This window comes from Thermomonas fusca, from assembly GCF_005862345.1.
Classification (GTDB): domain Bacteria; phylum Pseudomonadota; class Gammaproteobacteria; order Xanthomonadales; family Xanthomonadaceae; genus Thermomonas; species Thermomonas fusca.
Genome location: NZ_SROY01000001.1, coordinates 209674 through 230068 on the forward strand (window position 1 = coordinate 209674; position 20395 = coordinate 230068).

15 protein-coding genes are annotated in these 20395 nt (G+C 69.2%); 11 read left to right on the forward strand and 4 right to left on the reverse strand.

All coding sequences use genetic code 11. The features are described from left to right. Positions 1 to 175: 175 nt before the first annotated feature. The 3 genes from recC to recD are packed head-to-tail and all read left to right on the forward strand — an operon-like array spanning position 176 to position 9038. Positions 176 to 3529 carry an exodeoxyribonuclease V subunit gamma gene (gene recC / locus E5S66_RS00965; protein WP_138346740.1) on the forward strand — a complete coding sequence of 1118 codons (3354 nt, stop codon included), beginning with the start codon at positions 176 to 178 and terminating at the stop codon, positions 3527 to 3529. Further along, positions 3526 to 7131, forward strand: coding sequence for an exodeoxyribonuclease V subunit beta (gene recB / locus E5S66_RS00970; RefSeq protein WP_138346742.1), 3606 nt, complete (start codon positions 3526 to 3528; stop codon positions 7129 to 7131). The genes recC and recB overlap by 4 nt, the downstream gene beginning before the upstream one ends. Beyond that, positions 7128 to 9038, forward strand: coding sequence for an exodeoxyribonuclease V subunit alpha (gene recD / locus E5S66_RS00975; protein ID WP_138346743.1), 1911 nt, complete (start codon positions 7128 to 7130; stop codon positions 9036 to 9038). Before recB ends, recD begins: the two co-directional genes overlap by 4 nt. A gap of 44 nt (positions 9039 to 9082) precedes the next feature. On the opposite strand, the gene E5S66_RS13610 is transcribed toward recD, so the two are convergent. Beyond that, positions 9083 to 9550 (reverse strand): hypothetical protein, encoded by a 468-nt coding sequence (locus E5S66_RS13610; RefSeq protein ID WP_212745304.1) that lies wholly within the window; start codon positions 9548 to 9550, stop codon positions 9083 to 9085. Positions 9551 to 9559: 9 nt separating this feature from the next. Next, on the reverse strand, positions 9560 to 10843 hold the full coding sequence (locus E5S66_RS00985; RefSeq protein WP_138346745.1) for an AAA family ATPase: 1284 nt from the start codon (positions 10841 to 10843) through the stop codon (positions 9560 to 9562). Positions 10844 to 11294: 451 nt separating this feature from the next. Here E5S66_RS00985 and E5S66_RS00990 point away from each other — a divergent pair, with 451 nt between their 5' ends. The 3 genes from E5S66_RS00990 (at position 11295) to cls (ending at position 13818) form a co-directional block, all read left to right on the forward strand. After that, on the forward strand, positions 11295 to 11978 hold the full coding sequence (locus tag E5S66_RS00990; RefSeq protein ID WP_138346746.1) for a hypothetical protein: 684 nt from the start codon (positions 11295 to 11297) through the stop codon (positions 11976 to 11978). Between the two features lie 96 nt (positions 11979 to 12074). Beyond that, positions 12075 to 12449, forward strand: a complete 375-nt coding sequence (locus E5S66_RS00995; RefSeq protein WP_138346748.1) for a YciI family protein — start codon at positions 12075 to 12077, stop codon at positions 12447 to 12449. 103 nt (positions 12450 to 12552) lie between these two features. After that, positions 12553 to 13818, forward strand: coding sequence for a cardiolipin synthase (gene cls / locus E5S66_RS01000; protein ID WP_138346750.1), 1266 nt, complete (start codon positions 12553 to 12555; stop codon positions 13816 to 13818). Between the two features lie 45 nt (positions 13819 to 13863). Here the strand turns inward: cls and E5S66_RS01005 are convergent, their stop codons facing one another. Further along, positions 13864 to 14418: a DUF2058 domain-containing protein gene (locus E5S66_RS01005; RefSeq protein WP_138346751.1), complete on the reverse strand. Its 555-nt coding sequence runs from the start codon at positions 14416 to 14418 to the stop codon at positions 13864 to 13866. Between the two features lie 91 nt (positions 14419 to 14509). Next, on the reverse strand, positions 14510 to 14965 hold the full coding sequence (locus tag E5S66_RS01010; RefSeq protein ID WP_138346753.1) for a DUF305 domain-containing protein: 456 nt from the start codon (positions 14963 to 14965) through the stop codon (positions 14510 to 14512). A 144-nt stretch (positions 14966 to 15109) separates the two neighbouring features. Between E5S66_RS01010 and E5S66_RS01015 the strand changes: the two genes are divergently transcribed. The 5 genes from E5S66_RS01015 to E5S66_RS01035 all read left to right on the forward strand — a co-directional run bounded on the left by E5S66_RS01015 (position 15110) and on the right by E5S66_RS01035 (position 20388). Next, on the forward strand, positions 15110 to 16537 hold the full coding sequence (locus E5S66_RS01015; RefSeq protein WP_138346754.1) for an MATE family efflux transporter: 1428 nt from the start codon (positions 15110 to 15112) through the stop codon (positions 16535 to 16537). An 84-nt stretch (positions 16538 to 16621) separates the two neighbouring features. Next, positions 16622 to 16882 carry a DUF2789 domain-containing protein gene (locus E5S66_RS01020; protein WP_138346756.1) on the forward strand — a complete coding sequence of 87 codons (261 nt, stop codon included), beginning with the start codon at positions 16622 to 16624 and terminating at the stop codon, positions 16880 to 16882. Positions 16883 to 16887: 5 nt separating this feature from the next. Next, positions 16888 to 17439: a YdeI/OmpD-associated family protein gene (locus E5S66_RS01025; RefSeq protein WP_138346757.1), complete on the forward strand. Its 552-nt coding sequence runs from the start codon at positions 16888 to 16890 to the stop codon at positions 17437 to 17439. Positions 17440 to 17510: 71 nt separating this feature from the next. Next, on the forward strand, positions 17511 to 18731 hold the full coding sequence (gene chrA / locus E5S66_RS01030; protein ID WP_138346759.1) for a chromate efflux transporter: 1221 nt from the start codon (positions 17511 to 17513) through the stop codon (positions 18729 to 18731). A gap of 34 nt (positions 18732 to 18765) precedes the next feature. After that, a complete protein-coding gene (locus E5S66_RS01035; RefSeq protein WP_138346760.1) occupies positions 18766 to 20388 on the forward strand; it encodes an acyl-CoA dehydrogenase family protein in 1623 nt (540 codons plus the stop codon). The last annotated feature ends 7 nt before the right edge of the window (positions 20389 to 20395 follow it).

Here is a 20395-nt window from a genome sequence, read left to right on the forward strand (position 1 = left end):
CGATCTGGCTGAACCGGGCTGAAGCGATTGAACCAGCGGGTACAGGAATTATCGCGCATCCCGACACCGCGGTGTAGCGCCATCCGGCTGCCGCGCTGGAATGCTGCGTCCCGCAAGGCGCAGTTCCGGCGGCTTCGGCTCACTGCATGAGATGGGGCTCCGGCATCATGGCTGCATGTCCGGCACCGCCTCCGACTTCCGCCTCTACCACTCCAATGCGCTGGACGTGCTGGCCGCGCTGCTGGCCGATGAACTGCGCACGCCGGCCGCCGGCCAGCCGCTGCTGGCGCCGGATACCGTGCTGATCCCGCAGGTGGCGATGCGGCGCTGGCTGCAGGCCACCCTGGCGCAGCAGCACGGCGTCGCCGCCAACCTCGAATTCCTCACCCCCGGCGAATTCGTCAGCCGCGCGCTCGACGCCAACCTCGGCAAGGCCGGCGACGACCTCGACGCCGCCGGCCTGCACTGGCGGCTGTACGCCGCGCTGACCGATCCGTCGCTGCTGGCGAAGCCGGCCTTGGCGCAGATCGCGGGCTGGCTGGGCGACGCCGACCCGCTGAAGCCGTGGTCGCTGGCCGGCGAACTGGCCGCGGTGTTCGAGAAATACCAGGCCTGGCGGCGCGATTGGCTGCTGCGCTGGGATGACGGCGCCGACCGCGACGACCCGCAGGCGATCCTGTGGCGCGCGGTGACCGGCGGCCGCGGCCACCGCGCGCGGCGCATCCAGGACTACCTCGCCCGTTTCGCCGACGGCGACGCCAAACCCGCCGGCCTGCCGTCGCGGCTGTTCGCCTTCGCCACCCTCAACATCTCGCCCGACGTGCTGCGGGTGCTGGCCACCCAGGCGCGCGTCGGCACCCTGCACTTCTACCTGCCCACGCCCAGCCGCGCCTACTGGGGCGACCTGCAGACGCTGGGCGCACGCCTGCGGGCGGGCGAGGAGCCGTTCGCCGGCGATGCCGCCGACAACCCGCTGCTGCGCGACTGGGGCGCGGCCGGCCGCGATTTCATGGCGCTGCTGGGCAGCTACGAGGTGGTGCATCCCAGCGGCGAGATCGCCGCCTATGCCGACCCGGCCGAAAACGCCAACGCCGGCCTGCTGCAGCGCCTGCAGGCGGACCTGTTCCACCGCCGCGCCGCGCCGGGTTCGCCGCTGCGCCCGGCGGTGGAACTCGACGAACCCAGCCTGCAGTGCCACGCCAGCCACACCCGGCTGCGCGAACTGCAGGTGCTGCACGACCGCCTGCGCGGCCTGCTGGAAGACCCACGCTTCGATCCGCCGCTGCAGCCGCGCGACATCGCGGTGCTGGCGCCGGACATCGACCCGTACGTGCCCTATCTCGACGCGGTGTTCGGCGGCCACGGCCAGCGCGACCCGATCCCGTATGCACTGGCGGACGCCAGCCCGCTGGCCGACGAGCCGCTGGCCGACCTGTTCCTGCGCCTGCTGGCACTGCCGGTGTCGCGCTTCGGGCTGGAGGAAATCCTCGACCTGCTGGCCACGCCGGTGCTGGCCGAGGCCAACGGCCTGGACGCCGATGATTTCGAGCGCCTGCGCGGCTGGCTGGGCGAAGCCGGCGCGCGCTGGGGCATCGATGCCAGCCACCGCGCGCGCCAGGGCGCGCCGGCCGACGATGCCTACACCTGGCAGTTCGCGCTCGACCGGCTGCTGCTGGGCCATGCCAGCGGCGCCGACGACGACATCGCCGGGGTCGCGCCGTGGAGCGAACTGGAAGGCAGCGCGCTGGAGGCGCTGGACCGGCTGCTGCGGCTGCTGCGCGTGCTGGCGCGGCATGCGCGCACGCTGGGCGAAGCGGTGCCGCCGGCGCAGTGGCGCGAGCGCCTGCTGAAGCTGCTGGATGCACTGCTGCCCAGGCCGCCGGCGGACAGCGGCGCGCAGCGCGCGCTGGAGCGCCTGCGCAAGCTCATCGACGCGTTCGCCACGCAGGCCGGACAGGCCGGCTTCGACGCGCCGGTGCCTGCCGAGCCGGTGCGCGCGCATTTCGCCGCCGTGCTGGGCGAGGCCGATACCCGCGCGCCGCTGCTCACCGGCGGGGTCAGCTTCGCGCGGATGGTGCCGATGCGGCTGCTGCCGTTCCGGGTGATCTGCCTGCTGGGGATGAACGACGGCGACTTCCCGCGCCGCGATCCCGCCGCCGGGCTCAACCGCCTCACCGCCGAGCTCGGCAGCGAGCGCCGCCGCCACGGCGACCGCTCGACCCGCGAGGACGACCGCTTTCTGTTCCTGCAGCTGTTCGCCTCGGCGCAGGACGTGTTCTATCTCAGCTGGCTGGGCGCGGATGCGCGCGACGGCAGCGCGCGCGAGCCGTCGGTGCTGGTGACCGAGCTGCTGGCTGCGGCCGCGGCGCAGCACGTCGATGCCGCTGCGGCCGCGAAGCAGCTGGTGCTGCGGCATCCACTGCAGCCGTTCTCGCCGGCCGCGTTCGGCGCTGCCGATGACGGCGACGCGCAGGACCCGCGCCGTTTCAGCTATCGCCGCCACTGGCACCCGGCCGCCGGTCGCCTGTCCGGTGCGCGCACTGCGCTGGCGCCGTGGATGCGGATGGATGCGGCGCTGGCACCGCTGCCCGACGAGAACGAACTGTCGCTCGACGCATTGCGCCGCTTCCTGCTGGCTCCGGCCGGGGAGTTCCTGCGCCAGCGCCTGCAGCTGCGCCTGCCGGAAGCCGAAGACGGCGGCGAGGACATCGAACCGCTGCAGGTGCCGGGCCGCGGGCTGGCGCGCAGCCTGCTGCAACGCGCGGTGTTCGCGCGCCTGCTGGCCGGCGACGATCTCGACGCGATGCAGGCGCCGCTGCGCGCGCGCGGCCTGCTGCCCTCCGGCCCGCCAGGCCGGCGCGCGCTGGCGGAGATCGCCGGCGAGGTCGCGCCCTACGTGGCGCCGTACGCGCAGTGGCGCGGCGCGACGGCGGCGGACACGCTGCCGCTGGAGGTGGAGATCGACGGCCTTCGCCTGCACGGCCGCATCGCGGACGTCTGGCCAAGCGGCATCGCCCGGCTGCGCTTCGGCGCGCCGAATGGCCCGTCGATGCTGCGCAACGGGCTGGACTGGCTGCTGGCGCGCGCGGCCGGCGTCGAGCTGCCGTTCGTGGAATTCCACGAAGCCGATACCGGCATCGGCCCGCATACCCGCAATGCGCTGTCGCGCGACGACGCGACCGAGGCGCTGCGCGCGCTGCTGGCGCTGCGCCGCGAGGGCCTGCAGCAGCCGCTGCCGTTCGCGCCCTACAGCGGCTGGGAGTTGTTCGGCGCAAAAAGCATCAACGCGGGCGTGGGCAACGCGGCGAAGAAGTGGCGCGGCAGCGGCAACGGCGGCTGGGCCGAAGGCAGCAGCGAGGCGCTGCGGCTGGCGCTGCGCGGGCGCGATCCGTTCGACAGCAGCGAGGCGCTGCGCGGGTTCGCGCGGATGGCCGGTATCGTGTTCGGCGCGGTCAAAAACGGCCTGCCCGCGCCCATCGACATCGACGACATGGCGCTGCCAGACGACGACGCGGAGGACGCGGCATGAACCAGCCCGCGCCCGATCCATACCTGCACCTGCCGCTGGACGGCGTGCGCCTGGTCGAGGCCAGCGCCGGTACCGGCAAGACCTACACGCTGGCCACGCTGGTGACCCGGCTGGTGGTGGAGCGTGGCCTGCGCATCGGCCAGGTGCTCGCCGTCACCTTCACCGAAGCGGCCACGCAGGAGCTGCGCAAGCGCATCCGCGAACGCCTGCAGCTGGCGCTGGCACTGGTGGACGCGGCGCCGGCCGAAGACGAAAGCGCCGAGGCCGCACTCACCCGCGCCCTGCTGCAGCACCATCGCGCCGCCAGCGGCGAAAGCGACGCCGCGCTGCGCCGGCGCCTGCGCCAGGCCGCGGTGGAAATCGACCTGGCCACGATCTTCACCATCCACGGCTTCTGCGCGCGGGTGTTGCGCGAACACGCGCTGGAAGCCGGCCAGGGCTTCGATGCGCCGGAACTGCTGGCCAGCGATGCCGAGCTGCGCAAGGAGATCGCCGCCGACCTGTGGCGCCAGCACGCGCAGACGCAAGAGGGCGCGGACGACCTGGCCGCGCTGTGGCGGGGCGGCTACGAGGAGCTGGCGAAGGACCTGCCGGCACTGCTGGGCGGGCAGGTGCTGCTGCCGCCGGATGCGCCGCTGCCGGCGGACCCGCAATCGCGCGTGCAGGCCAGCGGGCAGGCGTTGGCCGACGGGTTCCGCGCCCACGGCGACGACTTCCTCGAAGCGCTGCGCGCCGCGCTGGCGAACAATGTGCTCAACGGCCAGAGTTACAAGCTGGACTGGATCGAAGCGCTGTGGCCGGCGTGGCGGAACTGGTGCGACGGCGGTGAGTTCTCCGCGCCGCCGGATGTGCGCATCGAGCGCTTCGCCCCGGACACGCTGCGCGGCAAGGTCAACAAGGGCAAGGACGCGCAGCTTCCGGCCTCGCCGCTGTGCCAGCTGATCGCGCCGTATCTGGACGCCCTGCATGCGCATGACGAATACCGCGCGCTGCGCCGCGCCGCCCTGCTGCACCGCCTGCGCGGGGACGCCCGCGCCCGCATGGCCGCGCGCAAGCGCGAGCGCCGCGTGCAGGGCTACGACGACCTGATCGACGGGGTGGCCGAAGCGCTGGAAGGCCCGCACGGCGACGCCCTCGCCGCACGCCTGCGCGCGCAGTACGCGGTGGCGCTGGTGGACGAGTTCCAGGACACCGACACGCGCCAGTGGCGGATCTTCGAGCGCGTGTTCGGCAGCGAAAGCAGCGAGCCCGCGCTGTTCCTGATCGGCGACCCCAAGCAGGCGATCTACGGCTTCCGCGGCGGCGACGTGCACACCTATCTGGAGGCCGCCGCCATCGCTGACCACGCCCCGGCGCTGGCGCACAACTTCCGCTCGCGGCCCGCCCTGCTCACCGCGATTGCCGCGCTGTACCGGCAGGCCGGCGACGCCGCCTTCGTCGATCCGCGCATCCGCTTCTTCGAAGTCGAAGCCGGCGGCAAGCGCGCCGACGCGGATTACCTGCGCAATGGCGAACCCGCGCCGGCGCTGACGGTCTGGCGGGCCCCGGCCACCGGCGGATTCAAGAAAGACGGCAAGCCGACCTGCTGGAGCGCCGGCCAGGCGCGCGAGCTCGCCACCCGCGCCTGCGTCACCGCCATCCATGCGGTGCTGACAGATGCGCGCGCCGGCAACGCACAGCTGATGGACAGGGAAGCGCCGCGGCCGGTGCAGCCCGGCGACATCGCCGTGCTGGTGCGTTCGCACCGGGAGGCGTTGATGATCCAGCAGGCGCTGGCCCTGCTCGGCATTCCCGCGGTCGCGGCCGGCAAGCAGAGCCTGTTCGCCACCGGCGAGGCGCGCGAGCTGCACGCGCTGCTGCTGGCACTGCTGCACGGCGCCGACGACGGCCGCCTGCGCGCCGCGCTGGGGACGGTGCTGCTGGGGCTGGACGCGCTGGCCATCGACGCGCTGGAGCGCGACGGCGACGCCCACCGCCGCTGGCAGCTGGAGGCCCAGCGCTGGCGCGAGCGCCTGCGCGGCGGCGGCCCGCTGGCGCTGGTGGGCGACCTGTGCGCGGCGCACGGCGAACGCCTGCTGGCGCTGGTCGACGGCGAACGCCGGATCGGCAACTACCTGCAGCTGGCCGAACTGCTGCAGGAAGCGCAGCGCAGCGCGCTGGGCCTGCACGGTCTGGTGGACTGGCTGGGCCGCGCGATCGCCGGCGCCGATGCGAATGACGAAGCGCAGCTGCTGCGGCTGGAGTCCGACGCGAGGCGGGTGCAGATCGTCACCCTGCACAAGAGCAAGGGCCTGGAATACCCGCTGGTGTTCCTGCCCTTCGTCGGCATCGGCAGCAATGAAAAGCCGCCGGGCCGCCATTGCAGCGTGCATCTGGAAGGCGCGCGCCGCCTGCACTGGAAGTTCGAAACGCTGCCCGAAGCGGACTGGAACAGCGCCAGCAGCGCATGGAAGGCCGAGCAGCGCGCCGAGGACGCGCGCCTGCTCTACGTCGGCCTGACCCGTGCCGAGCACGCGCTGTGGATCGCCAGCGGCGATTTCTACTGCGCCGACAAGACGGCGCTGGCGAAGCTGCTGGGCGATGCCGACGCGCTGCGGCAGGCCGGCATCACATTCGATACCGCGCCGCTACCGGTCGATCTGCCGCGCCTGCCGCCGGCGTCCGATGCCGCGGTGCCGCCCGCGCGCGAGGCCATGCGCACGCTGCACAACGACTGGTGGGTGTACAGCTTCAGCCAGCTGGCCCGCGCCGAGGCCGGCGGCGACACCGCCAGCGCCGCCACCCTGCCGGCGCCCGGCGGCCACGACGAACCGGAGAACGCGGACGACACCGCGCCGGCCGAAGCCTTCGACCCGCGCTTCGCCGGCAACCGCTACGGCGTGGCCCTGCACGCGGCGCTGGAACACGCCGATTTCAATGCGTGGGCAGGCTGGCGAGCGGGTGCGCCTGCGCCGGCGGAAGAAGCGCGCGTCATCGCCACGGCGCTGCGCGGCGAAGGCTACGGCGAGGACGCGCTGGACGACGGCATCGCGCTGACCACGCAGCTGATCGGCCACACCCTGGCCGTGGCGCTGCCGGAAGGCACCCGCCTGTGCGACGTGCCGCCCACCGAACGGCGGCCGGAAATCGAATTCCAGTTCGCCCTGCGGCCCACGCAGGTCGATGCCCTGCTGCAACTGCTGCACGCGCACGGCATCGTCCGCGAGCGCGACCGCTTCGGCGCGCGGCAACGGCTGGAAGGCCTGATGACCGGCCTGATCGACCTGACCTACCGCCACGCCGGCAAGTGGTACGTGCTCGACTACAAATCCAACCGCCTGCCCGGCTATGACGACGCGGCGCTGCAGCGCGCGATGGCGCACAGCGAATACGACCTGCAGGCATTGATCTACACGCTGGCCCTGCACCGCTGGCTGCGCTTCCGGCTGGGCGCAGGCTACGACTACGCGCGCGACTTCGGCGGCATCCGCTACCTGTTCTGCCGCGGCCTCGATGCCGGCAGCGCGGCCTCCCCCGGCATCCACGCGCAGCGCTTCACGCCCGAACTGGTGCATGCGCTGGATGCCCTGTTCGGCCACCCCGCACGGAGGCCCGCCGCATGAGCCTGCTGCGCGAACTCGACCGCATCAATGCGCTGCGCCCGCTGGACGATGCGCTGGCCAACACCCTGCGCCGGCTCGACCCGGACACGCCCGACAGCGTGCTGGCCGCGGCCGCACTGGCCTCGCTGGCGGTGGCGCAGGGCCATGCCGGTTTCGACCCCGCGCAGCCGCGGCTGCTGGTGGATGCCGAGCTGGCGTGGCCGGAGGCCGACAGCTGGGCGCAGGCACTGGCGGCATCCCGCTTCGTCGCCACGCCCGCCGCGGAAGACCTGCAGGCGGAGGCGGCGCCGCTGGTGTTCGAACACGGCCTGCTCTACCTGCGCCGCTACCGCGAATACGAACGCCGGCTGGCGCTGCGGCTGCGCGCGATTGCCGCTGCCGCGATGCCGGAGACAGGCATCGACGCATTGGCGCCGCTGTTCGCGCAGCTGTTCCCCGACGCCGCCCGCGGCGATGCCCAGGCCCGCGCCGCCGCGCTGGCACTGCGCCGCAACCTGCTGCTGGTCACCGGCGGCCCCGGCACCGGCAAGACCACCACGATTGCGCGGCTGCTGGCGCTGCGCATCGTCCAGGCGCTGCAGGCCGGCCACCCGCCGCCGCGCATCGCCCTGGCCGCGCCCACCGGCCGCGCCGCCGACCGCATGGCCGAAAGCCTGCGCCGCGCCGTGCGGCAGATGGAATCTTTCGGCATCGACGACGCCCTGGCCGCGCTGCCGGGCGAGGCCAGCACCCTGCATCGCCTGCTCGGCGTGATCCCGGATGCGCCGCGTTTCCGCCACCACGCCGGCAACCCGCTGCCGTTCGACATCGTGGTGGTGGACGAAGCCTCGATGGTGGACCTGCCGCTGATGTGCAAACTCGCCGAAGCCGTGGCGGATGGCGCGCAGTTGATCCTGCTGGGCGATCCCGACCAGCTGCCCTCGGTGGAAGCCGGCGACGTGCTGGCCGGCATCCTGCGCGCCGCGGGCGACGGCAACACCCTGCGCGCGGACGATGCCGCCGCGCTGGCGCCGCTGCTCGGTGCCGCCGCCGTGGCATCGGCCGGTGCCGACATCGCACCCGCGGCCGAAGCGGCCGGGCCGCAAACCACGCTGCCGCTGTTCCCCGCGGAACCTGCACGGCCCGCACTGCCCGCGCCACCCGGCCTGCACGGCCATCGCGCCCACCTCACCCGCGGCTGGCGCCAGAGCGACAGCCTGCAGCTCGCGCCGCTGGCCGACGCCGTGCGGCGCGGCGACACCGACGACACGCTGGCCCTGCTGCGCGCCGGCAGCCTCGCCAACATCCACTTCCACGACGGCACCGACGACCCGCTGGCCGCGCGCGGCTTCGACCTGCTGGCGCATTTCCGCGGCCTGGCCAACGCCGCCGATCCCGCCACCGCGCTGGCCGGCGCCAACCGCCTGCGCCTGCTCACCGCCCTGCGCGACGGCCCGCAGGGCGCGCGCGGCCTCAACGCCCGCATCGAGGCGCAGCTTTCCGGCCGCCGCATCGGCAGCCCGCCCGCGTGGTTCCCCGGCCGCCTGCTGCTCATCACCGAAAACAGCTACCGCCACGGCCTGTTCAACGGCGACGTGGGCCTGTGCCTGTTTGATGCCAGCGGCGCGCTGCTGGCCTGGTTCCCCGGCGGCAGCGAAGGCGTCCGCGCCTTCCACCCCGCCGCACTGCCCGCGCACGAATCCGCCTTCGCCATGACCGTGCACAAGGCGCAGGGCAGCGAATTCGACGAAGTGTGGCTGCAGCTGCCACGCCAGGATGCCCGCGTGCTCAGCCGCGAACTGCTCTACACCGGCCTGACCCGCGCGCGGACCGCGTTGCATATTGCAGGGAGCGCGGAGGTGATAGCCGCGGCGCTGGGACGGCATGCGGGACGGGTGTCGGGGTTGGGGTGGAGGTTGGGGGAGTGACTACGAAGGCAGCGCTAAGTCGACGGATTAAGGCACTTTTACTGCTACTTACAACACTTAGCGATGTTTTTAGGATTTAGAAGATGCGCATTCTTGGCGCGCGTATATAGATTAGGCCTGTCTCTTAGTCGGGCGTAAAAATCACCTCGACGCAAAAACCTATGAGCCCTAGGGTCAATTATTCCAATAATTTTGCAGCCAGTAGTGCTCGACAGCGCGACCAAGTGAGGATCATCGAAATCCTTGCTCGGCTCAAGCACCTTTAATTCTTTAACTCTCGCATCGATAGCTACATCATCAGCAGAAACTATTTTGTTTTTTCTTTTAAGCTCAGCAATTAGCGGAACTAATGATTTTAAGTGGGCCAGCTCCTGTTTATATAGCGTGCCGCCCATTACAAATTTTCCATTTCCTTTTATAACCCAGTCCCCGATATGCGAGAAATCTGCATGCCTTTCATGATCTCGCTTGAATATGGCTAGAAGGGCCGGAGGATCCGATACGATGCACATTCTGAGCCCCTAGAGATTCGCCAGAGATTCATTTAGGAAGAACTCGCGATATGACTCTGGTTGGTCCTCGCCAATTGAGCCGTCCTCCTTGATATCAATTGCAGTTATTTTGTTATTGCCCGCGGATCGCTCAAAAAACAGGATTTGGCTTTCGATATTTCCGCTCTTCTTAACATTCATTCGAAAGCGATCAATAGTGAAATCACTATGTGTTTCTATTAAAAACTGCTTGCCATCAACCCGTGCAATGGAGGCAATAACGTCACCGAAGGCCGCCTGAGCCCGCGGATGCAGGTGCACTTCCGGCTGCTGTATCGCGAATGTCGAACCCTTCGGCTGGACAAAAATTTCAACAAGCAATGGCAGCGCCTGAGAAACGCCATAGCCCACGTTATCAAGGGTAAGTTCGCCTTTGTCGAGATTTACCCTGATCTCGAACGGCGCACGATCCTCAGGAGAGTATTCCCTAACTGAGAGGGTACGGAACAGGCCGGAGTCTGCACCCGCCAAATGCATAAATTCCTTAAATTCCTTGCCTGTTTTTGAGGACAACCTTTTTCTTATTACGTAAGGAGTATGATCGCCCTCTGGCGAAAATGGTGTTTCGGGTGAATCATAGGTTCTTTTTGGCTTCGTTCGGATTGGAGCGAGTTCAACAAATTGCCGGGAGAATGAAGGCGCGCGAAACTTCTGCTGCAAGGATCGCGCAGCATCTTTTCCATGAAGTTGCTCGGAAAACCTAAGGAGCAACGGCACTCCTACCCTAGGACTATTGAATGTCTTTGGATTTGCAGGAGTGGCGTGCGCTCGTGCCATTGCTTGCAAACGGTCGACCTCGTCTTTACAGGTAGTTGCCCGGTTAAAAGTTTTCTCGTATGCCTTTAGCATGTCACCTTTGGATTTTGAAAAGTTACCCTCTACGGTGCGAATGCAATTGTCAGAAATGACCGAAATTTTCGATGGGAAAGGTCGTCCGTCATTATTGATATAAGTTACGAGCATCCCATGTACAGATTCTGCTTTTGTCTTTGTAATTGAGATAGCACCAATGGTGAAACTTCTTTTACTGGGGGAATCCAGTGAAACAAGGTCACTAAAATGTCGTCGAGGGGTAAACTCGCCACCAAATTCAGGATGGAACGCCCAAAAATTTACGTCTGCGAGATTCTCTATAAGCTCCAAAATAGAAGATTTTCCAGTACTGTTTTCCCCCACCAAGAAATTCACCTGTTTGAGCGCAAAAAACATTCCTTTAAAGCCGCGATAATTGTCAGCGTATATGTAAGTGGGCATGAAGGATTCCTGATTGACTTGCCGTGCATTACAGGTTGCCACGACAGGAGCACGGAGAAAACGAGCAGTCGCGAACAATACGGATCAGAACATCGTTGGCCGGAGTCGACTTCCCCAGTTTTGAGAACAAGCAAGAACGGGGTCGGGTCCACTTATCGGAGAGTGTAAGCAAGAACGGGGCAGGTTCACTTATCGGCAAGAACCGGGGTCAAAATCGACTTCCCCAATGCCGATTCGCGCCACTCCGGATCGTCATCCAGACACCCACCCCGGAGCAACCCCATGAGCGAAACGGGGTCAGGTTCACTCATCAGTTGAATTTAGGGGTAGACCCCACCCAGTAGGAATCCCGCGGCAGAGTCGATTTCGAAAGCAGTTGGCCGGTGTGGCCCCGAAGCCCCGTGCTTTGAGCTTGAAGCGTCTTCGGTCTTCCACGCGCGCGGGGAGCGCAATGACCCAGCCAACATCGGGAACCTACTTCTCCATCGTCAGCGTGTTGCTGCTGGTACTGAGCGTTGTCGCGTTCTCCGACAACCTGTTCACGGATGTGAGCCAGCCCAGCAACAGCGACCCGAAGTTCATCGTCCACGGCTTGTTCGGGCTGGCCTGGTACGTGCTGCTGGCGACGCAGGCGAACCTGGTGAGGACGCGCAAGCTGCGCCTGCACCGGAAGCTTGGCATTGCCGCTTTCATCGTCGCCATCGGCGTCACCCTCAGCACGCTCTACATCTTCGTCGTGCTGTGGAAGGGCTGGGCGAACATGGAGCCCGAGGTGCGGGCCAACCGCCTGCTGCTGCCGGGCTATGCCCTGTGTGTCCTGCTTGCATGGCAACTGCGCGGGCGGTCCGATTGGCACAAGCGGCTGATCTTCATCGGCACCTTCTTCATGCTGGGGCCGGTGGTGGATCGCATTTACGACCCGCTGGTCATGTCGTGGGCCAAGCCGCTGTTTTCCACGCTCTACACCAGGCAGGTGGATGAGATCGCCTACCTCGTATTCCGCTGGGGCAGCTGGGCCGGCTTCTTCCTGTCCCTGTGGCTTTACGACCGGAAACAGATCGGGCGCATCCATCCCGTGACACGCGCGGGATGCACATGGTTCGCACTGGTGGTGCTTGTCAGTGAGTTCTCCTGAGTACTTGGGTCCGGAACCGGGGTCAGAGTCGACTTCCCCGATGTCGATTCCCGCCATCCTGCATCGTCGTATAGGCACCCACCCTGGAGCAGTCCCATGAAATACCTCGGCCTGGCCTACTTCACTCCCGACCGGTTCGCCGCGATGGCGCCGGAAGACGTCAAGGCGCTGGTAGGCCAGTGCCCGGCGCTGGACGAGGCGATGCGCGCCACCGGCAAGGTGCTGGTGTCCGCTTCGCTGGGTGACCTGGAGCACTGGCGCACGTTGCGCCCGCACGACGGCAAGACCCGGATCACCGATGGGCCGTACACCGAGAGCAAGGAGGTGGTGGGCGGGCTGTTCATCATCGAGGCGGACAGCCACGACGAAGCGCTGCGCATCGCGGCGATGCATCCGGCCGCGCAGATCGGCGAGGCGGGCGGCTGGGCGGTGGAGCTGATCCCGCTGGATTTCTATCTGGCGGGTGGATAGCAGGCCGGCTTTCACACGATCCTGAACACGACTTCGCAATGCTGTCGGCCGCATTCGTGCAAAGCGAATCGAGCCAATGCCACGACGCTGGAGCCGCAAATCCATGATCTGGGTCGTCATCACCACCGTGCTGTTGACCGCGCTGGCGATCGTGCTGGCCGCCAATTTCAAGACCCCGGAGAAAGCGCTGGAACGCAAGCTGGAGCACCGCTATGCGGTCGCCGACCCGCAGTTCCGCCGCGAGATGGGCGTGATGCTGGGGCCGGGCATCGTGCCGGGCAACCGCATCCAGGACCTGCAGAACGGGGACGAGATCTTCCCGGCCATGCTGGCGGCCATCCGCGCCGCGCAGCACACCATCACCCTGGAGACCTACATCTACTGGTCCGGCGAGGTGGGCCGCCAGTTCGCCGACGCGCTGTCGGAGCGCGCCCGCAACGGCGTGGCCGTCAAGGTGATGGTGGACTGGGCCGGCAGCATCAAGATGGAGAACGCGCTGGTGGAGCGGATGCGCGACGCCGGGGTGGAGCTGCACCAGTACCGGCCGCTGCACTGGTACAACATCACCCGGCTCAACAACCGCACCCACCGCAAGCTGCTGGTGGTGGATGGCCGGGTGGGGTTCACCGGCGGCGTCGGCATCGCTGACCTGTGGTCCGGCCATGCGCAGGACCCGGAACACTGGCGCGACCTGCATTTCCGCGTGGAGGGCCCGGTGGTGGCGCAGATGCAGGCGGCCTTCAACGACAACTGGATCAAGACCACCGGCGTGGTGCTGAACGGCGAGGGCTATTTCCCGCCGCAGCAGCGGGTGGGCGACACCGACGCGCACGTGTTCGTGGCCTCGCCCGCCGGCGGCAGCGAATCCATGCACCTGATGTACCTGATGTCGATCGCGGCGGCGGAGCGCAGCATCGACCTGCAGGCCGCCTACTTCGTGCCTGACCCGCTGATCATGAAAGCACTGCTGGCGGCACGGCAGCGCGGCGTGCGCGTGCGTGTTGTGGTGCCCGGCAAGTTCATCGACTCCGACACCGTCCGCCTGGCCTCGCGCGCACAGTGGGACGAGTTGCTGCAGGCCGGCGTGGAGATCCACGAATACCAGCCCACGATGATGCACAACAAGCTGCTGATCGTGGACGGGCTGATGGTGTCGGTGGGCTCCACCAATTTCGACGTGCGCAGCTTCCGCCTGAACGACGAGGCCAGCCTCAACGTCTACGACGCCGACTTTGCCGCACGCATGACCGAAGTGTTCGAGGACGACCTCAAGCACACCGTCCGCTACACCCACGAGATGTGGGAGCGCCGGCCGCTGAAGGAAAAGCTGGTGGAGAAATTCATCCGGCCGCTGCGCTCGCAGCTCTGAGGGCTGCGCGCGTCCACCGCCGGCTGCGGCCGGCTTCCGCAGCGCCTACCAGACCAGATCGTCCGGCACCTGGAACTGCGCGTAGTAGGCATCGTCCTCGGAGCTGCTGGCGGCGGGCTCGGCGTCCGCGGACAGGCCGTGGTCCAGCACGATCATGCCGGCATCGCGTTCGCGCACCTTGTCGGCGGCAACGCGCGGCAGCAGGGCGAAGCTCTCGCCCACCCGGACGATGACCAGTGCGCCTGCGGCCAACTTCCTGCGCTGGTCGTCGCTGACCAGAATGGTGCGGATGGCGGTATCGACGCTGAAGCGGTATTCGATCTCGCCGGCCGCGGCCAGCTTGCGGTCCTGGATGATCTGCCGCGCCTGCGCACGCAGTTCGGCCACCTGCGCCTGTGCCTTGCGCTCGCGCTCCAACGCGCGGTCGCGCTCGGCCTTTTCGGCGCGCGCGCGCTCGGCCTCCAGCGTGGCCTCGCTGGGCGCGGCCTGCGCTTTGGCGTGGCGGGCCACGTGCTGTTCACGCGCCACCGCGGCCACCTTGGATTTCTTCACCAGCCCTGCCTTGAGCAGCTGTTCCTGCAGGGGATTCGCCTTGGCCATCGTGCGGAGTCTTGTCTGGGTGGATGCGCGGCCATGATACGACCAGCCCGCTGCCGAAGCCTGCGGGCGGCGGTTCAGCGCCGCCGCGGGATCACTCGTGCTGGCGCTTGAGCTCCGCGATCAGCGCTTCCATCTCCGCAATCTCGCGCCGCTGGGTGCGGATGATGTCGTCCGCCAGCCGGCGCACGCGCGGGTCGCGCAGGCGGGCACGCTCGCTGGTGAGCACGGCGATGGAATGATGCGGGATCATCGCCTTCATCCACGCCACGTCGCCGACGGTTGCCTGGCTGCGCACCAGCGCCAGCCCCAGCCCCATCAACGCGACGCCGCCGATCACGATGGCGAAGTTGGCGCGGCGGTCGCGGTACATGTGGCGCATGAAGGCGAACATCACCAGCGCCATCGCGCCGGCCATGATGCAGGTCATGAACAGCCGGGTCTGGCTGAACCACACGTGCGAGGGCTGGTAGGTATTCAGGTACATGAGCCCGAACATCAGCGCCGAGCCGGTGAGGATCATCAGCAGGAAGTTGCGGTACGGATGCATGGCGGCCTCCGGAGCGGTGGGGAGCCGCCATGCTCGCGCGGACCGCGTCGACGCCGCGGCAAGGCGATGCACGGCAGCCCGCTGTCGATTCCACGTCCCGTCATCCGTCGCAGTTAGGATCGCCACACTCACGGAAGCCCCGCCATGCAGCCGACGCCTTCGCCTGACAGCCCCGCCGACGCGCCGCCCGCATCGCTGTGGGCGGGGCTGCGCGATGCGATCCGCGGCACCAGCGCCGACTACACGCGCATCCCGCTGCGGCGCGCGGTGTTCCTGCTGGCGGTGCCGATGGTGCTGGAGCTGGTGCTGGAATCCACGTTCGCGGTGGTGGACATCTTCTTCGTCGCCAAGCTGGGGGCGTCGGCGGTGGCCACGGTGGGGCTGACCGAGAGCTACCTGTTCCTGCTCTATTCCATCGCGATGGGCCTGGCGATGGGCATCACCGCGCTGGTGGCGCGGCGGGTCGGCGAGGGCGCCTCGGAAGAAGCCTCGGTCACCGCTGCGCAGGCGCTGTGGATCGCGGTGCTGGCGTCGGTGCCGTTCGCCATCGCCGGCATCGTGTGGGCGCGCGAGCTGCTGGCGCTGATGGGCGCGGATGCGTGGACGCTGCAGCACGGCGTGGGCTACATGCAGTGGATGCTGGGCGGCAACGTGGTGATCCTGCTGCTGTTCGTGATCAACGCGATCTTCCGCGGCGCCGGCGATGCCGCCATCGCCATGCGCGTGCTGTGGGTGGCCAACGGCCTGAACATCCTGCTGGATCCGCTGCTGATCTTCGGCTGGGGGCCGGTGCCGGCGTTCGGCGTGGAGGGCGCGGCCATCGCCACCACCATCGGCCGCGGCACCGGCGTGCTGCTGCAGCTGTGGATCCTGTTCCACGGCGGCAAGCACATCCGCCTGCAAGCGGCGCAACTGGCGTGGCGCGCCGACGTGGTTTGGCAGATCGTGCGCACCTCGCTGGGCGGCGTGGGCCAGATGCTCGTGTCGATGACCTCGTGGATCTTCCTGATGCGCATCCTCGCCAGCATCGGCAGCGAGGCGGTGGCCGGGGCCACGATCGCCATCCGGGTGATGATGTTCACCATGATGCCGGCCTGGGGCATGTCCAATGCCGCCGCCACGCTGGTGGGGCAGAACCTGGGCGCCAAGCAGCCGGAGCGCGCCGAGGCCGCGGTGTGGCAGATCGGCCGCTACAACATGGGCTATCTGATTTGCATCGCGCTGCTGTTCTTCCTGCTGCCGCGCGAGCTGGTCGGCTTCTTCAGCGACGATGCGCAGGTGGTGGCGATCGGCGGCGAGTGGCTGCGCATCCTGTCGTACTCGCTGTTCGTGTACGGCTGGTGGATGGTCAGCGTGCAGGCCTTCAACGGCGCTGGCGACACCGCCACGCCCACTTGGATCAACGTGGTGTTCTTCTGGCTGATCCAGATCCCGCTGGCCTGGCTGCTGGCGCTGCACCTGCGGCTGGGGCATTCGGGCGTGTTCTGGGCGGTGTTCGTCTCCGAGACGGCGGTGGGCCTGTTCACCCTGTGGCTGTTCAGCCGCGGGCGCTGGAAGACGGTGCAGGTGTAGCGCGCCCGTGCCCGCGCCTGTCGATCCGGCGTTTACATCGTTGCGGCGACACTTCCCGCAACATCCGCATCCGGGAGTCGCCCGATGGACACCACCGAATCCAGCATGACCAACCTGTTCCTGCAGCTGGGCCTGCCCGCGGGCAAGGACGACATCGCCCGCTTCATCCGCGAGCACCAGCTGCCGGAAGCGCTGCTGATCTCCGAGGCGCCGTTCTGGAACGACGGCCAGCGCCAGTTCATCCGCGAGGAATGGCGGGAGGACGCCGACTGGGCGATCGTGGTGGACGAACTGAACGAGGCGCTGCACGCCGATGCGGTGGCCGCGCGCGTGGCGCAGGGCTGACCGCAATGGCCGCGCCCGGCTTCGCCATCCGCTGCAAGGCCACGCTGCTGCGCCCGGCCAGCCCGAGGAACGCGAGCTGGCGGTTCCTGCGCCTGCCGCAGGCGGCCAGCGACAGGCTGCCGTCGCGCGGGATGGTGGCGGTGGACGGCACGCTGGAGGGCCACGCCTTCACCGCGACCCTGGAACCGGATGGCGAAGGCGGCCACTGGCTGAAGCTGCCGCGCGCACTGCACGAAGCCGTCGGCGTGGCGGTTGGCGACAGCGTGGCGCTGTCGCTGGCGCCCGCGGAGAAGGAACCGGAGCCGCGGCTGCCGGCCGACCTGCGCAGCGCGCTGGCGGACGCGCCGGAGGCGCTGGCGCAGTGGAAGACCCTGACCACGGCCGCGCGCCGCGATTTCATCCAGTGGCTGGGCACCGCCAAACAGGCCGAAACCCGCGACCGCCGGATCGGCAATGCCTGCGACATGCTGGCGGCGGGCAAGCGGCGGATCTGCTGCTTCGACCGTTCCGGGATCTACGGCAAGGGCATGGCCGCGCCGCAGGCGGCCGAGGCCTGAGCGCCGCGGCAAACGCAACATCCGCCGGGTATCGTGGCCGCCGCGGAACCGCCGCGCCATCCCTGCCCTTGATGCCCACTGCCGTCCCGCCAACCCGATCGAATCCGCCCGGCAACGCTGGCGAGGTGTTCGTCGCCTTCCTGCGGCTGGGGCTGACCGCGTTCGGCGGGCCCATCGCCCACATCGGCTACCTGCGCGAGGCCTTCGTGCGTCGCCGCGGCTGGCTGGACGATGCCCACTTCGCCCAGCTGCTGGCGGTCTGCCAGTTCCTGCCGGGGCCGGCCAGCAGCCAGATGGGGTTCGGCATCGGCCTGGCGCGCGCCGGCTGGCGCGGCGCGCTGGCGGCGTTCGCCGGGTTCACCCTGCCGTCGGCGCTGCTGATGTTCGGCTTTGCCGCGGTGGCGCCGCAGCTGGGACCCGGCGCGGGTGCGGCGGCGCTGCACGGATTGAAGCTGGTCGCGGTGGCGGTGGTGGCGCACGGCCTGCTGGGCATGGCGCGGCAGCTGGCGCCGGACCTGCCACGGCTGCTGATCGCCGCGGTGGCGGCCGCGCTGGTCCTCACCACCGGCAACGCGTGGATGCAACTGGCGGCGATCGCGCTGGGCGCGCTGCTGGGGCCCTGGTGGTGCCGCCAGGCTGCGGCGCCGACGACGGCGCTGTTCCCGTTCGGCGGTGGCCGCCGGATCGCCGCCGTGTGCCTGACGCTGCTCCTGCTCGGGCTGCTGGCCGCGCTGCTGCTGCCGGCCAGCGCCACGCCCACGCTGGCCGGGGTGGCCGCGGCGTTCTATCGCGCCGGTGCGCTGGTCTTCGGCGGTGGCCACGTGGTGCTGCCGCTGCTGCAGCAGTCGCTGGTGGCGCCGGGCTGGCTGCCCGCGGACAGCTTCCTGGCCGGCTACGGCGCGGCGCAGGCGGTGCCGGGGCCGATGTTCTCGCTGGCGGCGTTCCTCGGCGCGGAAATCCCGCTGGGCCTGCCGCCGGCAGTGGGCGCGCTGGTGGCGCTGCTGGCGATGTTCCTGCCCGGCTTCCTGCTGCTGGCCGGGATGCTGCCGCTGTGGGCCGGGCTGGTGCGGCACCGCCGCGCGGCCAGCGCGATGGCAGGCATCAACGCCGCCGTGGTCGGCCTGCTGGCGGCGGCGCTCATCGATCCGGTCTGGAGCGGCGGCGTGCGCGCGCCGGTGGACGCGGCGATTGCCGTGGTCGGCTTCGCGCTGCTGGCCGGGCTGCGTTGGCCGGCGTGGACCGCGGTGCTGTGGTGCGTGGGCGCGGCGGTGGGGATCGACGCATTGGCTTGAGCGCAGAATGGGCCGACCCGGCAGGAGCAAGGCGATGACCCACGCAGGCGCAAACGACGTCCTCAACCAGCCGCCCGCGCCGGGGCCGTTCGACCTGTGGGGCGACGATCCCAGCCTGCGCGAAGCGGTGCTGCGCGAGAGCGGCGCCAGCTTCGTCGCCCGGCTGGCCGACTACGGCGCGCTGGCCGGCGACACCCTGCTGCGGCTGGCCGACGAAGCCCATCGCGACCGCCCGCGCCTGCAGACCTTTGATGCCTACGGCCGCCGGGTCGACCGCGTCGCCTTCAACGCCGCCTGGCACGAGGTGATGGGCACGGCGATCGCGCACGGCGTGGCCGGGCTGTCGTGGGCACGGCCGCAACCGGGCGCGCAGGTGGCGCGCGCGGCGCTGAGCTACCTGCACTACCAGGCCGAGCCGGGCAGCAGCTGCCCGCTGACCATGACCCACGCCGCGATGCCGGTCCTGCGGCAGGCGCCGGCGCTGCGCGAGTGGGCGGAGCTGGCCTGCGCGTTCGAGTACGACGGCCGCGACGTGCCGATGGCGCACAAGCGCGGCGTCACCCTCGGCATGGGCATGACCGAGAAGCAGGGCGGCAGCGACGTGCGCGCCAACACCACCCGCGCCACCGCGCTGGGCGCGGACGGCGAATACGCGCTGGCCGGGCACAAGTGGTTCTTCTCGGCCCCGATGTCGGACGCCTTCCTGGTGCTGGCGCAGGCACCCGGCGGGCTGAGCTGTTTCCTGCTGCCGCGCTGGCGCCCGGACGGCAGCCGGAACGCGCTGCGGCTGATGCGCCTGAAGGACAAGCTGGGCGACTGGTCGAATGCGTCCAGCGAAGTGGAGTTCGACGATGCCTGGGCGTTCCGCGTCGGCGACGAAGGCCGCGGCGTGGCCACCATCCTCGAGATGGTGATGCTGACCCGGCTGGACTGCATGCTGGGCTCGGCCGGGCTGATGCGGATGGCGCTGCGGCAGGCGCTGCACCACGTGCGCCATCGCCACGCCTTCGGCAGGCGCCTGCTCGACCAGCCGCTGATGCGCAACGTGCTGGCCGACCTGGTGCTGGAGTCGGAAGCCGCCACCGCGATGGCGCTGCGGGTGGCCGGCGCGGTCGACCGTGCGCCGCAGGACGCACGGGAAGCGGCGCTGGCGCGGATCGCCACCGCCATCGGCAAGTACTGGATCTGCAAGCGCGCGCCAGTCTTCGCCAACGAGACGCAGGAATGCCTGGGCGGGCTCGGCTACATCGAGGAAACGCTGCTGCCGCGGCTGGTCCGGCAGGCGCCGCTGAATTCGATCTGGGAAGGCTGCGGCAACATCCAGTGCCTGGACGTGCTGCGCGCGCTGGCGCGCGAGCCCGACACCGGCGCCGCGCTGCGCAGCGAATGGCAGGCGGCGGCGGGGCTCGACGTGCACTTCGACGCGGCGCTGCCGGCCGGCCTCGCGATGCTGGCCGCAGGCGGCGACGAGGCCGGCGCGCGCGGCTTCGTCGAACGGCTGGCGCTGCTGCTGCAGGGCGCGACCCTGCTGCGCGCCAACCACCCGCTGGCGCAGGCCTGGTGCGCCAGCCGGCTGGGCGCGCCGCACGCGGCGACATTCGGCACCCTGCGCGACACCGCGCACATCGACGCCGCGCTGGCCCGCTGCGAGGCCTGACGCCGCC

Coding starts and splice junctions, on each gene's coding strand:
- recC (WP_138346740.1), top strand. CDS start 176: ATGTCCGGCACCGCCTCCGACTTCCGCCTCTACCACTCCAATGCGCTG.
- recB (WP_138346742.1), top strand. CDS start 3,526: ATGAACCAGCCCGCGCCCGATCCATACCTGCACCTGCCGCTGGACGGC.
- recD (WP_138346743.1), top strand. CDS start 7,128: ATGAGCCTGCTGCGCGAACTCGACCGCATCAATGCGCTGCGCCCGCTG.
- E5S66_RS13610 (WP_212745304.1), bottom strand. CDS start 9,550: ATGTGCATCGTATCGGATCCTCCGGCCCTTCTAGCCATATTCAAGCGA.
- E5S66_RS00985 (WP_138346745.1), bottom strand. CDS start 10,843: ATGCCCACTTACATATACGCTGACAATTATCGCGGCTTTAAAGGAATG.
- E5S66_RS00990 (WP_138346746.1), top strand. CDS start 11,295: ATGACCCAGCCAACATCGGGAACCTACTTCTCCATCGTCAGCGTGTTG.
- E5S66_RS00995 (WP_138346748.1), top strand. CDS start 12,075: ATGAAATACCTCGGCCTGGCCTACTTCACTCCCGACCGGTTCGCCGCG.
- cls (WP_138346750.1), top strand. CDS start 12,553: ATGATCTGGGTCGTCATCACCACCGTGCTGTTGACCGCGCTGGCGATC.
- E5S66_RS01005 (WP_138346751.1), bottom strand. CDS start 14,418: ATGGCCAAGGCGAATCCCCTGCAGGAACAGCTGCTCAAGGCAGGGCTG.
- E5S66_RS01010 (WP_138346753.1), bottom strand. CDS start 14,965: ATGCATCCGTACCGCAACTTCCTGCTGATGATCCTCACCGGCTCGGCG.
- E5S66_RS01015 (WP_138346754.1), top strand. CDS start 15,110: ATGCAGCCGACGCCTTCGCCTGACAGCCCCGCCGACGCGCCGCCCGCA.
- E5S66_RS01020 (WP_138346756.1), top strand. CDS start 16,622: ATGGACACCACCGAATCCAGCATGACCAACCTGTTCCTGCAGCTGGGC.
- E5S66_RS01025 (WP_138346757.1), top strand. CDS start 16,888: ATGGCCGCGCCCGGCTTCGCCATCCGCTGCAAGGCCACGCTGCTGCGC.
- chrA (WP_138346759.1), top strand. CDS start 17,511: ATGCCCACTGCCGTCCCGCCAACCCGATCGAATCCGCCCGGCAACGCT.
- E5S66_RS01035 (WP_138346760.1), top strand. CDS start 18,766: ATGACCCACGCAGGCGCAAACGACGTCCTCAACCAGCCGCCCGCGCCG.